Origin of the sequence: Marinobacter shunpengi (assembly GCF_045449715.1) — a bacterium.
In the GTDB taxonomy this organism is placed as follows: domain Bacteria; phylum Pseudomonadota; class Gammaproteobacteria; order Pseudomonadales; family Oleiphilaceae; genus Marinobacter.
This window is the reverse complement of sequence record NZ_JBJJLA010000028.1, coordinates 1-14482: the sequence shown is the minus strand read 5'-3', so window position 1 is coordinate 14482 and position 14482 is coordinate 1. Positions and strand designations below refer to the sequence as shown.

The following is a 14482-nucleotide window of genomic DNA, read 5'->3' as shown; positions in this document are numbered from 1 at the left end:
TCCCTTGTTTTGGTGTTTGTGATTGTTTTTTGTGTATGCAGGCAGCCCGTTCCGGGTATCCCGGGAATCAGGCCACCTGCCCCTCAGGGGTTGCGTAATGGCAGGCGACCCAGTGATCAGGCACGATTTCCCGCCACTCGGGGGGTTCCGCTGCGCACTTCTCAGTAGCAAAAGGACAACGGGTACGGAAACGGCACCCGGATGGCGGCGCCACCGGGCTGGGGATCTCACCCTCCAGGCGGATCCTGCGGTCCTCCCTCATGTCACTGGGCACGGGCCGCGGCTCGGCGGACAGCAACGCCTGGGTATAGGGGTGCAGGGGCTGGTCGATCACGGCTCCGGTGGGGCCCAGCTCCATCATGTTGCCAAGGTACATGACACCCACCCGCTGGCTGACATGGGCCACCACCGAGATGTCATGGGTAATGAAGGCATAGGTCAGGCCGAGTTCGTCCTGGAGGTCCGCAAACAGGTTGAGGATGGAACCCCGCACGGACACATCCAGGGCCGCCACCACCTCGTCACAGACGATAAACCGGGGATGCACCGTCAGTGCCCGGGCGATATTGATCCGCTGCTTCTGGCCACCAGAGAGTTCATGGGGGTAGCGCAGTGCAATCTCCGGCGCCAGCCCTGCCCGTTCCAGCGCGGCCAGGGCGGTCTTGCGGCGGGATTCCCGGGTGCCCTCCTTCTGGATTTCCATGGGCTCCACCAGGCTCTGGAGGATGGTCATCCTGGGATTCAGGGCCGCATGGGGGTCCTGGAAGATGATCTGGTAGTTCTTCCGCAGGCGCTTGTACTCGGCCGCCGACAGCTCTGATATATCAGTCTCGCCATAGCGCAGCGTGCCCTCGGTTGGCTTCAGCAGGCCCACCAGGGCTCGCCCCACCGTTGACTTGCCGGAACCGGACTCACCGATAATACCCAGGGTCTCTCCGGCACGGATCTGGAAGCTGACACCGTCAACGGCCTTGACCGTCTCGCCGCCCTTGAGCGGGAAATGGATCTTCAGGTTGTCGACGGTGACGATATTCTCGTTTTCCGTGACCCTGGGCTGGTTTGCGGTACTCATTCCACGGCTCCCTCAAGCTTCAGTTCGAGTGCCCTGCGGCACCTGGCATGACGCCCCGGCGCAATGCTGACCATGGACTGATAATGGTCACACCCCCCGCTGGCGTGGGGGCAGCGTTGCTGGAACCGGCACCCTTCCGGCATGGCGCCGGGCGACGGAACACGGCCGGGGATAAAAGGCAGGCGCCCGCCGCGATGTCCCAGTCGTGGCAATGACTGCAGTAATCCGGAGGTATAGGGGTGCCCCGGACGGCGGAGCACGTCGTCGACCGGCGCACTCTCAACTACCTCGCCGGCGTACATGGTGATCATGCGACTGCAGGTCTCCGCGATCACCCCGAGGTCGTGGGTAATAAACAACAGGGCCGCCCCGGTGCGCTCACTCAGGTCCTTGAGCAGGTCGATAATCTGAGCCTGGACGGTGACATCCAGGGCGGTGGTGGGCTCATCGGCAATGATCAGTTTGGGCTTGCAGATCAGCGCCATGGCGATCATCACACGCTGTCGCATGCCGCCTGAGAACTGGTGGGGATATTCCTCCATACGCCGTTCCGGAGAGGGGATACCCACCTCCTTCAGGGCCTCGATGGCCCGCTCACGGGCCTCGGCAGCCGGCATGGGGTAGTGGGTGCGGAGTGTTTCCATCAACTGCTGACCGACCGTGAACACCGGATCCAGCGCCGTCATGGGCTCCTGGAAGATCATGCTGATGTCCCGCCCCCGGATGGCCCGGATCTCCCTGGGTCGCATCTTCCTCAGGTCCCGGCCATCGAAGTGGATTCCACCTTCGATCACAGCGGTTCGTTCAGGCAACAGCCCCATGAGCGAAAGCCCGGTAACGGACTTGCCGCAACCGCTTTCACCCACCACACCCACACGCTCGCCCGGGGCGACCGTGAATGACACGTCCCGGGTGACATGGGTTATGCCGTCACGTCCCCTGAATGAAATGCTCAGGCCACGGACATCCAGCACCGGTGTGGTTTCCGCTGAGGTATCCGGCGGGACGCTGGCGGTATTGCCAGCCAGGGTGGCCACATCGCCCCCCTGCTCGCTTTTCGCAACTAACATGTTTCCTCCACGTACCCGGCGTTGTCCGGGCTGTTTGTTCTTGTTTCGCAGAGTTCTGGGATCCGGGCTTATCCGGACTGAGTACCATAAGCCGCCCTGATCAGTCTCTTGGTGGCCTCGTAGTGGTTCCGCAGGCGCTTGATGCCCGAGAACTGGGTAATGGGCGACCCGAAGTACCAGAGTGGCGTGATAATCAGCACCACGTCCCTGACCGGCGTGTCACTGCGGAACTCGCCGGACCCGATGGCCAGTTGGACTGCATGGGTGACGCATTCCTCGAAGTACCGGGACATCTCGCCGATGCCCTCAACCACCTCGGTATCCACCGCGCTGAAGTCGAACCGGACCCGTGACGACAGACTCCAGGGCGTACGTTCTCCTCCCGGTTCGTTAAATTCCTCGAAACGAACCCGCGCGTCCTCGAACAGCAGATCGATGCGGTCCTCGAGGGACAGACCCGGCTTGAGCCAGATCGCATCGAGTGTGGCCCGAACTTCCTCAAAGGTGTCCTGGAACACCTCCTTCACCAGCTCGGACTTGTTACCGAAGTGGTAGTGGAGGTTGGCCCTTGTCGAACCCACTTCCTTGGCAATATCGCCATAGCTGACCGCATCCACCCCCTTGGTGATGAAAAGGTACCGGGCCACCTCGAGCACTCGGGCTCGGGTGTCGCCGGACTTCCGGCGGGCGGGGCTTGATGAGGCTGAAGCCAGGGCCATGGACTCTCCTGAGGCAGTGATCGTTTCGTGCTTATCATTGCCAATTACTGACTTACTTGCAAGTCAGTTTTTTTTGGATAAAACTGACTGACCTGTAAGTAAGTGCAAGCATGGTAGCTCACGGCCGTGGCGTCAAGCCGTCCGTAGCCGGACATCGGCGCCGCCATAGGCCACCCGGAGCACCAGCGCTACCGGATTGATAACAAAGCCAAAAAGAGGCGCCCGTGAATTTCAACAAGTTACTGATTGCCAACCGTGGGGAAATTGCCGTCCGTATCGCCCGTGCAGCGGGGGAGATGGGTCTGGCGTGTGTTGCCGTGTATTCCGAAGACGACAGCGCTTCCCTCCATGTCAGTCACGCCGACCAGGCCGTACAGCTGCCGGGCAAGGGTGCCAATGCCTACCTGGATATCGACGGAATTATCGCCGCCGCGAAGGAAGCCGGAGCCGATGCCCTGCACCCCGGCTATGGCTTCCTCAGTGAGAACACCGAACTGGCGCGCCGTTGTGCCGACCAGGGCATCACCTTCATCGGCCCTGATCCGGATACCCTGGCCCTGCTGGGCGACAAGGCCGCGGCTCGGGAGCTGGCGGAACGCTGTGATGTGCCGGTGGTGCCCGGCACCCGGGGCCATACATCCCTGGAACAGACCGAGACATTCGCCGCCAGTCTGGGCGACGATGCCGCCGTGGTGATCAAGGCCATTTCCGGCGGTGGCGGCCGGGGCATGCGCATTGTCCAGCCCGGCGAGGATGTGGGCGACGCCTACCAGGCCTGTGCCCGGGAAGCCAAGGCGGCCTTCGGCGACGACCGCCTGTACGCGGAACGGCTGGTACGGCAGGCCCGCCATATCGAGGTGCAGGTCCTCGGGGACGGTCAGGGCGGCGCGGTACACCTGTGGGAACGGGAGTGCAGCCTGCAGCGTCGCAACCAGAAACTGATCGAGATCGCCCCCAGCCCTACCCTCGCTGACAACACCCGGGGCCGCTTGCTGGAATCGGCCCTGCGCATGGCCAGGGAGGTCAACTACGCCGGCCTGGGCACCTTCGAATTCCTGGTGGACGCCAACGGCACCGACTACTTCTTTATCGAAGCCAACCCCCGCCTCCAGGTGGAGCACACCATCACCGAGGAAATCACCGGGGTTGACCTGGTGCAGTCACAGATCTCGGTGCTCGGCGGCGCAAGCCTGGAGGACCTGAACCTTGGCCAGGATCAGATTCCCGCCGCCAGCGGCTACGCCATCCAGTGCCGGGTCAACATGGAAACCATGGACGCCACCGGCAGCACCCGACCCAGCGGCGGCACCCTCGCGGCCTTCGAACCACCCACCGGCCCCGGGGTCCGCGTGGATACGTTCGGCTACAGCGGCTACACCACCAGCCCCCATTTTGATTCGCTGCTGGCCAAAGTGATCGTGCATAACCGCTCCAACGACTATGCCCAGGCCGTTCGCAAAGCCTACCGGGCCCTGTGCCAGTTCCGGGTTGAGGGATTGAAAACCAACACCTCCTTCCTGCAGGCCCTGCTTTCCCGGGAAGATGTGGCCAGCAACCGGGTCTATACCCGTTATGTGGACGACCAGATGGCGGGCCTGGTAGCCGAAAGCGAGAGGGAACACCCACGGCTGTTCCGCACCGGCCAGGCCGCCAACAGCAGCACAACGACGGCGGCGACCGCAGCACCGGAAGGCACTGAACCCGCCTCCGCCCCCATGCAGGGCCAGTTGGTGACAACCCTGGTGTCTGAGGGGGAGGCTATCGCCAAAGGCCAGACCCTGGCGATCCTCGAAGCCATGAAAATGGAGCACGAGATCAAGGCCCCCACCGCCGGCCTGATCCGCGCCCTGCCCCTGGCGGAAGGCGACTATGTCAGCGAAGGTCAGGCCATTGCCTTTATCGAACCCGGCGACAGCGGCCTGGAGGACGAGACCACGGAGCAACAGGTGGACCTGGACCATATCCGCCCGGACCTGGCGGAATCCATCGAACGCCATCGCCTGACCCTGGACGAGGCCCGCCCGGATGCTATCGCCAAGCGCCACAAACTGGGCATGCTCACCGCCCGGGAGAACATCGACAATATCTGCGACCCGGGCAGCTTCATGGAATATGGCGCCCTCACCTTTGCCGCCCAGCGTCGCCGCCGGGAGGTGGACGACCTGATCCGGTCGACACCGGCGGATGGTCTGGTGGCCGGTGTTGGCGCCGTCAACGGCGACACCTTTGATGAAGACCAGGCCCGCTGCGCCATATTGGCCTACGACTACACGGTACTGGCCGGCACCCAGGGCACCATGAACCACAAGAAGACCGACCGGGTGCTGCAGGTGGCCGAGGAACAGCAACTGCCGGTGATCTTCTTTACCGAAGGGGGCGGCGGTCGCCCCGGCGATACCGACAACGCCACCAAGGTTGCCGGTCTCGATCAGCCCAGCTTCCTGCAATACGCCCGCCTGACCGCCCTGGCGCCCCGTATCGGCATCGTGTCCGGCCGCTGCTTTGCCGGTAACGCGGTCTTTGCCGGCTCCAGCGACCTGCTGATCGCCACCCGCAACGCCAGCCTGGGCATGGCCGGCCCGGCCATGATCGAAGGTGGCGGGCTGGGTGTGTACGCGCCGGAAGAGGTTGGCCCCATGTCGGTCCAGGTGGCCAACGGCGTGGTCGACTGCCTGGTGGAGGACGAGCAGGAAGCCGCCGGGGTGGCCCGCAAGCTGATGTCCTATTTCCAGGGCACGCAGCCGGAGTGGACCAACGCCGACCAGCGCCTGCTGCGTTCCGCCATCCCCGAGAACCGCCTGCGCTCCTACGATATCCGGGCCCTGATCCGGACCCTGGTGGATACCGACAGTTACCTGGAGCTGCGCCCGGCGTTCGCCCCCGGCATGGTCACCGCCTTCGCCCGCATCGAGGGCCGCCCCATCGGCCTGATCGCCAACGATCCCCGCCACCTGGGCGGCGCCATTGATGCCAACGGTGCTGACAAGGCCTCCCGTTTCATGCAACTGTGCGACGCCTTCGACGTGCCCCTGGTCAGCCTGTGCGACACCCCCGGGTTTATGGTGGGCCCCGAGGCCGAGAAAACCGGACTGGTACGCCACACCACCCGCATGTTCGTCACCGCCGCCAGCCTGCAGATTCCGGTCATGTCGATTGTGCTTCGCAAGGGTTACGGCCTGGGCGCCATGGGCATGACCGCCGGGTCCTTCCACGCCCCCTTCTTCAATGTAGCCTGGCCCACCGGCGAGTTCGGCGGCATGGGCCTGGAAGGGGCCGTTCGCCTGGGCTATCGCAACGAGATTGCCAACGCCGGTGACGAGGCCGCCCAGAAGGCGCTGTTCGAGAAACTGGTGGCGGAACAGTACGAGAAGGGCAAGGCCCTGAGTATGGCGGTGTCACTGGAGATCGATGCGGTTATCGATCCCGCCGAAACCCGCAGCTGGATTCTCCGGGGGCTGAAATCAGTGAAAAAGGCGGGGCCCCGCCAGGGTCGGCGCCGCCCCATGGTGGACACCTGGTAACACGCCGATCGTCCCCAAAAGCCAACAAGAACAATAGGACCACCGCCATGAAGCAACCACAGGACATCTTCGAGCAGATGGTGAACGAGGGTGACGTTGCCCTCTACCAGTTGGAACGGCACGCCCGGGAAAACGGCGACAAGGTGTACATCCACTACGGCGAAACCGGCGAGAGCCTGACCTTCCGGGCAATGCATGACCGCAGCCGGGAGATGGCAAAGGTACTCAAATCCCTGGGTGCCGGGCGGGGGCAGCCGGTCAGCGTGCTGACCAGCAATTCCCTGCTGGCCGCCATTGCCATGTTCGCCTGCTGGCAACTGGGGGCCATCTACGCCCCCATCAACTTCAACCTGCGGGGCAAGCTGCTCAGCTATCAGATCAATGATACCGGCGCTGACCTGCTGGTCACCGATCCCACCTTCAAGGAACCCCTGGAATCTATCGGTGGCGACATACACCCGGCCCATGTGGTGCTTGGTCCTGCCGGCACCGGGGACACACCAGACGAGACCGGGTTCCAATTGCCCCACTCCCGGACACACTCCCTCGATGCCATCGATGCCTCAGACGTGACCCTGGACGATCCCGAACTGGGCCCGTTTGACCCCGCCACCATCATCTACACCTCCGGCACCACCGGCCCGGCCAAGGGTGTGCTGCTGCCATTTCGCTGGATCAACCAGTATGCCTTTGCCGGCCGCAGCCAGTGGACATCCGAAGATGTGGTCTATTGCGACCTGCCCATGTACCACGTGGGCGGCGCCTTCGCCCTGCTGGTGAAAGCGGTCTGGAAAGGCAACACCGTGGGCCTGTGGAACCGCTTCAGCCCCTCGGCGTTCTGGACCCGCATTCGCGAGTGTGGTGCCAGCGCCGCCATCCTGCTGGATGTAATGATTCCCTGGCTGATGTCCGCACCGCCGTCACCGGAGGATCGCAACAACACCCTCAACAAGGTTCACATGCAACCGCTGCCGGCGAACCATCATGAGGTGGCCCGGCGCTTCGGCTTCGACTTTGTGACCTGTGGATTCGGCCAGACCGAATCCGGTGCCGGCTTCATGGCCATTATCGACCAGTTTGGTGACGACACGGGCACCCCACCCGAACAGTACAAGGGGATGCCCAGGGATGAACTCCGGGCGTCGGCGGAGGCCTCCGGTCGCCTGGTTGTCAGCGGTGACAGCCCCCTGCCCCCTGGTTTCATGGGCCGACCATCGCCGCTGGTGGATGTGGCCATCCTGGATGAGGACGACAACCGGTTGCCTCCGGGCACGGTAGGGCAACTGGCCTTCCGGCCACGGTTCCCGGGGTTGCTCCTCCAGCAGTACCTGAACAAGCCGGAAGCCACCCTCAAGGCCTGGCGCAACCTCTGGTTCCACACCGGCGATGCCGTTGTGGAGGGAGCCGACGGCAACTTCCGCTTCGTGGACCGCATGGGCGGCTATTTCCGGGTTCGAGGCGAAAACGTCTCCTCCTACGAGGTGGAATCACTGCTGGCGGATCATCCGGAGGTTCGCGCGGTGGCCGCTGTCCCGGTACCGGCCAGGGAAGGCAACGAGGATGACATCGCCGTATTCGTGGAACTCAGGAAAGCGGGGAGTTGCACGGAAAGCGACATTGCTGCCTATGCTGCAGACCAGATGCCGAAGTACATGCGCCCGCACCATATCCGTATCGTGGATACGCTGCCGGTCACCCCCACCAACAAGATCGAGAAATACAAGCTGCGCCGTATGCTGACGGAAGAGTCCGCCTTTCGTCCATGACCTGCGGGGTCAGGCAGAACTGATAGATCGCCGGCCGCCCATGGCGGCCACACAAACAGAACAACAGAGGTGAAAACAATGGAGAGGATCCTGGTCGCCAATCGCGGCGAAATTGCCATCCGGATCATTCGGGCGGCACGGCAGATGGGAAGGGAGACCGTCTCGGTATACGCTGGCGATGACGCCTCCTCCCTCCATGCGGGCTACGCCGACCAGGCCTGCGAACTGCCCGGGAATGGCGCGGCCGCCTACCTGGATTCACAGGCGCTGGTGGACGTGGCCATCAGCACCGGCTGTACGGCGGTTCATCCGGGGTACGGCTTCCTTAGCGAGAACGCCGACTTTGCACGCCTGTGTGCCGCCGAAGGCATTCGCTTCATCGGGCCGGCGCCGGCACTCCTGGACCTGTTCGGCAGCAAGGTCCGGGCGCTGCAACTGGCCCGGGACGCCGGGGTGCCAGTGATGCCCGGCACCTCGGAGCCCACCAGTCTGGAGGACGCCAGGGCCTTTGCCCGGGAACACGGCGCCGTCATGCTCAAGGCCATGGCCGGCGGTGGTGGCCGGGGCATGAGGGCGGTTCGGGATGCCGCCGAGCTTGATGAGGCGTTCGAGCGTTGCCGGTCGGAGGCCCAGCAGGCGTTCGGCAACGGCGACCTGTACGTCGAGAAATTGCTGCTGGATGCCCGGCACATCGAAGTGCAGGTGGTGGGCGACGGCTCCGGCCAGGCCATTCACCTGTGGGAGCGGGACTGCACCGTCCAGCGGCGCCACCAGAAACTGCTGGAGATCGCCCCCAGCCCGGTACTGGACAACAGCCTGCGGGACCAAATCCTGGACGCGGCCCTGCGGCTGGCCTCCCACGTGAACTACGACAACATCGGCACCTTTGAATTCCTGGTGTCCGGCGACGGCTTCTGGTTCATGGAAGCCAACCCCCGCCTACAGGTGGAACACACCGTGACCGAGGAGATCACCGGGGTCGACCTGGTGCAGACCCAGATCCAGCTTGCTGCAGGCCACTCACTGGCGGACCTTGGCCTGCAGGCGCCGCCGGCGCCCAAGGGGTTTGCGCTACAGGCCCGGGTCAACCTGGAAGAGCTTTCCGACGACGGTAGCACGGTGCCCAGGGCTGGTCTGCTACGGGCCTTCGCGCCCCCCTCCGGACCGGGCATCCGGGTGGACACGTACGGCTATGCCGGCTACCAAAGCAGCCATCGCTACGACTCGCTGATTGCCAAGGTGATCGCCCGTGGCCATGACTTCCCGGCCGCCGCTGGCGCCCTGTCCTCGGCCCTCCGTGAGTTCCATATTGCCGGTGTTCCCACCAACACCCCGCTGCTGAGGGCCATCCTGGAACACCCGGCATTCCTGGGCAACGACTACAGCACATCGTTTATTGGCGACCACATGGCAGCCTTGCGGGAGGCCATGGCGGGACAGAGTACGCTGCTACCGCCGGGAACGTCGGACGCCGGTCACCAGGATGACCAGGCCCGCCAGGAACCGGCGGAACCTTTGCCGGCGGACTACGACCCGGCCGATGCCGTTCACGCCCCGATGGAAGGCATGATCGTCTCCGTCGACGTCACTCCCGGCGACCCGGTACGCCAGGGCGAGCCGCTGATGGTGATCGAAGCCATGAAGATGGAACAGTCGGTCCGCGCTCCCCACAGCGGTATTGTGCGCTCGATATCGGTGGCTACCGGCGACGTCATCCGGGAGCAGGCAATCCTGGCCGTCGTCGAATCCACCGACACCGTGGCATCCACGGCGGATAGCCCCACGAGTGGCCTGTTCAGCGAGGAGGAACAGGGCTGGGGCGACGAAGTTGAGGAGATCCAGCGCCGCCTTCGGATGGCCCAGGAGATGGGCGGTCCCGACAAGGTCGGCAAACAGACGGCGAAAGGCAAACTGACCGCCCGCGCACGTGTGGAAGCGATGGCGGACTCGGGCAGCTTCATCGAAGTGGGCGCCCTGACCGGGTTTGCCGAGTACGGGGAGGACGGTGAGCTGACCCACGTCAAACCCGCCAACTTTATCGGCGGCACCGCCAGGGTCGATGGCCGAAAGGTGACCCTGGGCGTGGACGACTTTACCCTGAGGGCCAGCTCAGGCGATGCCGCCATCCATGGCAAGCAGATCTTCCTGGAGAATTACGCCCGCGAGATGCGGCTGCCTGTGGTGCGTTTGCTGGATGGCGCCTCCGGCGGTGGCAGCGTGAAAATGGCCCTGGAAAACGGCTTTCATTACGTACCCCACAATCCCGGCTGGGATGCGGTAGTGGACAACCTGTCGCTGGCCCCGGTGGTTTCGGCAGCCGTGGGCCCGACCGTCGGACTGGGCGCCGCCAGGCTCGCCATGTCACACCTGGCCATCATGGTCCGGGGCATTGGTCAGGCGTTCACCGCCGGGCCACCCGTGGTCAAGGGCAGTACCGGGGAAGACCTGAGCCTCGAGGGGCTCGGCGGCACCGATATCCATACCGACAGCGGCGTGGTCGAGCGAATGGTGGACTCAGAGCAGGAAGCCTTCGATGTAATTCGGACCTTCCTGTCCTATCTGCCAACGAATGTTGACGAGCTTCCGCCGATACAGGATTGCGATGACCCGGTGGACCGGCGCGACGAATTCCTGCTGAAAGCCATCCCCCGCAATTCCCGCAAGCCCTATGATATCGGCGCCATCCTGGAATCCATCTTTGACCAGGGTTCTGTGTTCACCTATGCGGAATATGGCGGCTCCACCGTCACCGCCCTGGCCCGACTTAATGGCTACCCCGTCGGGGTGCTGGCCACGAACCCGCTGAAGGGAGTCACCATGTCCGTGGAGGGCGCACAGGCGGCTACCCGGCTGGTGGATCTGTGCGAGACCTTCCATCTGCCCATTGTCAGTCTGACCGACCAGGGTGGCGTGTCCATCGGCTCCGCCGCGGAACGGCGAGGCACCATCCGCCACGGCGTGCGAGCCCTGTCCGCCATCTACCAGGCCCGGGCACCCCAGGCGGAACTGATCCTGCGCCGGATCTATGGGGTGGGTGGTGCCGGCATCGTCAACCGGCACCGGGCGGCGCCAAGCTGGTCCTGGCCATCCGGCAGTTGGGGTTCGCTGCCCTCCCGTGGCGGTATCGAGGCCGCATTCAGCGCCCAGCTCAACCAGGCGGAAAACCGCGAGCAGGAAATGGAGCGCCTCAGCCAGGAGATGGAGAAGATCGCGTCGCCGTTCCGCACCGCCGAGAAGTTCGGTGTCCAGAACCTGATCGACCCAAGGCAAAGTCGACAGCTGCTGTGCGACTGGGTGGAGGATGCCTACCGTCGGCTGCCACAGTTACTGGGCAGACCGGCTTTCGGCACGCGCCCGTGATACAACGCTCCCGGCATGCCCCCATGCCGGGAGCGCCTGAAGGATGACCAGAAATACCAATCAGCAACCGAACCGGAGTCCCTATGAACCAGCCATTCCGATACTACATGCAGGTCCGCTACGGCGAATGCGATGCCCAGAAGGTGGTCTTCAATGCCCGCTACGGCGATTATATCGATCTGGCCGCCACCGAATTCCTGCATCACATCTGTGACCAGGAGCAACTGCCCGGTGGTGGCTTCGACTACCAGGTGGTCAAGCTGACCATAGAATGGAAGGCGCCCGCACGCTACCGCGACCCGTTGGAGATCTCCGTACACGCCAGCCACATCGGCAATACCTCCTTCACCCTGACAATGGACATCCTGAATGCCCGCACCGGCCAGTTCCTCGCCCGGGGTGAGATGATCGGCGTCGCCGCTCACCCGGAAACCGTGGAAAAAATGCCGATTCCCGATGCCATGCGAGAGGCGCTGCAACACGGCAGCCCGGGTGAGTTTATCGACCATGCTGGCCTCTATACTGCCCGACAGGCGATTGATGCATAGAATCGCCTGATTAACGAACAACCAACAAGCATGAACAACCAACCACCATACGCCAGACAACAACACACAGGGAGTTGCCATGCCTATCCACCTTCGCCAGGTCTGTCTGGTCGCCGACAAGCTGGAGCCCTGCCTGCAGGATATCGAAGCCGTTTTCCAGACACCCGTTTGCCACCGCGATCCGGAGGTGGCAGCCTTCGGGCTGGAGAATGCCCTGATGGCATTCGGCAGCCAGTTCCTGGAAGTGGTGGCGCCGGTTCGCAGCGGCACGGCGGCCGGGCGTTTCCTGGAGCGCAAGGGGGGTGATGGCGGCTATATGGTGATCTGCCAGGTGCCGATGCTGGAGGAGCAGGCACAGCTTCGAGCCCGGGCGGCAGAAAACAACGTCCGGGTAGCCTACGAGTCCGACCGTGGCACCTGGAATATCATGCAGTTGCACCCCAGGGACATGGGCGCCGCGTTCCTGGAAGTGGACTGGGACCAAAAGGCGGACGTGCAGGGCAACTGGCAACCCGCCGGGGGACTGGACTGGGTCGACAGCGCCCGCGGCACTGCCATAAGCGGAATCATCGGGCTGGAGCTATCCGGCACTGACCCGCAGCGCCTGGCGGACCATTGGTCTCGGGTCCTGGGGCAGCCGGTCCAGTCCCATAATGGCCTGCCCGCCATTCCCCTTGCCAATGCGCTGCTGCGCTTTTCCTACGGGGAAGCTTCCAGGGACCACGGCCTGACGGGGATCGACCTGGCGGTGTCAGATCCAGCCGATATCGTTGGCAGGGCGTCCGACCGGGGGCTACCGTCGTGGCACAACGGATTCCGGCTGGGTGGGGTCCGGTTCACCTGCGAGTAGCCATGCCCCGGCGCGCCAGTTCAAACCCTGGTGCCCCGTTTGGTTAGTTCGCTGAGCTACTGAGCCACTGGGAGCCTTGCTCTCAAGGCTCCCAGTGGCTCCCGAAGAACGGGACGCTAGGCCTGCGCGGAAGCATTGCCTTGGTCTCCTACTTACCCAGCCCCGGCAGGAACAGGATGATGTCCGGGAAGGCCATCAGCAGGAACAGCACGAACAGGTCCATCACCAGGAACCAGAAGATCCCCCGGAAGACCTGCGCGGTGCTCACCAGCTTGCCCACCACACTCTTGATCACGAACACGTTCATGCCAATGGGCGGGGTGATCATGCCCACCTCCAGCAACTTGGTCAGTACCACGCCAAACCACAGCAGGCTCAGGCCCAGGTTATCGATGATCGGCAACACGATGGGCAGCGTCAGCAGCATGGCGCCAATGGGCTCCAGGAACATGCCCAGCAGGATGTAGATCAGCACGATCGCCAGCAGGATCACCACGGTGGAGGCCTCCAGGCCGATGATCCACTCGGACAGGAAATCACCGGCACCGGACAGGGCCAGGAAGCGGGTCAGCAGGCTGGCCCCCACGGCGATGATGATCAGCGCGCTGGTGGTCAGCAGGGTTTCCAGGATCGCATCCCGGAACCGCCCCCAGGTCAGGCTGCCCTTGATGCCCGCCACCACCAGCGACAGGAAGGCCCCCACCGCGCCCGCCTCGGTGGGCGTGAAGATGCCGCCAAACAGGCCGCCGAAGATACCGATCATGATCAGGATCACCGGCCAGGTGTCCTTCAGCGCCCACACCTTGTCGGCGAAGGGAATCTGTTCATTGGTGTCCGGGGCCAGCTCCGGGTTCAGCTTGACCCGCACCAGCACCACGGTGATGTAACCGATGGCGGTGAGGATACCGGCGGAGATCCCCCCCAGGAACAGCCCGGTGATGGACTCCTGGGCGATGATGCCGTACAGGATCATGATGATGGACGGCGGAATCAGCGCCCCGATGGTGCCCGCCACCGCCACGGTGCCGGTGGCCAGTTCCGGGTTGTAGCGGTACTTCACCATTTCCGGCACGGCAATCCGCCCCATGGCCGCAGAACAGGCCACCGACGAACCGGACACCGCCGCAAACCCGGCGGAGCCGAAGATGGCGGCAATGGCCAGGCCCCCGGGAATGCCGGACAGCCACATCCGCGCCGCCCGGAACATGCCCTGGGTGAGCTGGGTGTGGTAGCAGATAAAGCCCAGCAGCAGGAACATGGGCACCGAACTGAGCACCCAGTTGGTGGCAAACTGGTAGGGAATGATGCCCAGGGAACCCCAGGCCACGTTGAAGCCCATCAGGTACCACAGGCCACCGAAGGACACCCCCACCAGCGTGACGCCGATGGGGATACGCAGGGCAATCAGGAAGATGATCAGGCCAAGACCGGTCAGGCCAATCTGTACGTCACTCATTATTATTGTCTCTCGTCAGTCCGGGTCGAGTTCGTCGGCTTTGGCACGCTCGGTATCCAGGCCACTCTCCTGGGGGAGGAAACTCATGATCAGCTTGTACAGCACCACCAGCACCATCAG

9 protein-coding genes are annotated in these 14482 nt (G+C 63.8%); 5 read left to right on the top strand and 4 right to left on the bottom strand.

Going from position 1 to position 14482, the window contains the following annotated elements; genetic code table 11:
• Positions 1-67: 67 nt before the first annotated feature.
• The 3 genes from ACJO3T_RS19430 to ACJO3T_RS19420 form a co-directional block, all read right to left on the bottom strand.
• Positions 68-1072 carry an ABC transporter ATP-binding protein gene (locus tag ACJO3T_RS19430; RefSeq protein ID WP_406979551.1) on the bottom strand — a complete coding sequence of 335 codons (1005 nt, stop codon included), beginning with the start codon at positions 1070-1072 and terminating at the stop codon, positions 68-70.
• Positions 1069-2142: an ABC transporter ATP-binding protein gene (locus ACJO3T_RS19425; protein ID WP_406979549.1), complete on the bottom strand. Its 1074-nt coding sequence runs from the start codon at positions 2140-2142 to the stop codon at positions 1069-1071. The genes ACJO3T_RS19430 and ACJO3T_RS19425 overlap by 4 nt, the downstream gene beginning before the upstream one ends.
• Before the next feature lie 68 nt (positions 2143-2210).
• Positions 2211-2861 (bottom strand): TetR/AcrR family transcriptional regulator, encoded by a 651-nt coding sequence (locus ACJO3T_RS19420; protein ID WP_406963610.1) that lies wholly within the window; start codon positions 2859-2861, stop codon positions 2211-2213.
• Positions 2862-3085: 224 nt separating this feature from the next.
• Between ACJO3T_RS19420 and ACJO3T_RS19415 the strand changes: the two genes are divergently transcribed.
• The 5 genes from ACJO3T_RS19415 (at position 3086) to ACJO3T_RS19395 (ending at position 12906) form a co-directional block, all read left to right on the top strand.
• Positions 3086-6382, top strand: coding sequence for a carboxyl transferase domain-containing protein (locus tag ACJO3T_RS19415; protein ID WP_406979547.1), 3297 nt, complete (start codon positions 3086-3088; stop codon positions 6380-6382).
• A gap of 47 nt (positions 6383-6429) precedes the next feature.
• Entirely contained in the window at positions 6430-8148 is a 1719-nt protein-coding gene (locus tag ACJO3T_RS19410) for an AMP-binding protein (RefSeq protein ID WP_406979546.1), read from the top strand.
• 78 nt (positions 8149-8226) lie between these two features.
• Complete coding sequence (locus ACJO3T_RS19405; protein WP_406979545.1) at positions 8227-11508, top strand: acetyl-CoA carboxylase family protein; 3282 nt, start codon at positions 8227-8229, stop codon at positions 11506-11508.
• 83 nt (positions 11509-11591) lie between these two features.
• Positions 11592-12056 (top strand): acyl-CoA thioesterase, encoded by a 465-nt coding sequence (locus ACJO3T_RS19400; protein ID WP_406963606.1) that lies wholly within the window; start codon positions 11592-11594, stop codon positions 12054-12056.
• Between the two features lie 79 nt (positions 12057-12135).
• Complete coding sequence (locus ACJO3T_RS19395; RefSeq protein ID WP_406979543.1) at positions 12136-12906, top strand: VOC family protein; 771 nt, start codon at positions 12136-12138, stop codon at positions 12904-12906.
• 148 nt (positions 12907-13054) lie between these two features.
• Here ACJO3T_RS19395 and ACJO3T_RS19390 read toward each other — a convergent pair whose 3' ends face one another.
• On the bottom strand, positions 13055-14362 hold the full coding sequence (locus tag ACJO3T_RS19390) for a TRAP transporter large permease (RefSeq protein WP_406979219.1): 1308 nt from the start codon (positions 14360-14362) through the stop codon (positions 13055-13057).
• Positions 14363-14482 lie beyond the last annotated feature (120 nt).

Excerpts from the sequence above, each read along its gene's own strand:
- ACJO3T_RS19400 (WP_406963606.1), top strand. The coding sequence starts at position 11,592 with ATGAACCAGCCATTCCGATACTACATGCAGGTCCGCTACGGCGAATGC.
- ACJO3T_RS19395 (WP_406979543.1), top strand. The coding sequence starts at position 12,136 with ATGCCTATCCACCTTCGCCAGGTCTGTCTGGTCGCCGACAAGCTGGAG.
- ACJO3T_RS19390 (WP_406979219.1), bottom strand. The coding sequence starts at position 14,362 with ATGAGTGACGTACAGATTGGCCTGACCGGTCTTGGCCTGATCATCTTC.
- ACJO3T_RS19425 (WP_406979549.1), bottom strand. The coding sequence starts at position 2,142 with ATGTTAGTTGCGAAAAGCGAGCAGGGGGGCGATGTGGCCACCCTGGCT.
- ACJO3T_RS19405 (WP_406979545.1), top strand. The coding sequence starts at position 8,227 with ATGGAGAGGATCCTGGTCGCCAATCGCGGCGAAATTGCCATCCGGATC.
- ACJO3T_RS19420 (WP_406963610.1), bottom strand. The coding sequence starts at position 2,861 with ATGGCCCTGGCTTCAGCCTCATCAAGCCCCGCCCGCCGGAAGTCCGGC.
- ACJO3T_RS19430 (WP_406979551.1), bottom strand. The coding sequence starts at position 1,072 with ATGAGTACCGCAAACCAGCCCAGGGTCACGGAAAACGAGAATATCGTC.
- ACJO3T_RS19410 (WP_406979546.1), top strand. The coding sequence starts at position 6,430 with ATGAAGCAACCACAGGACATCTTCGAGCAGATGGTGAACGAGGGTGAC.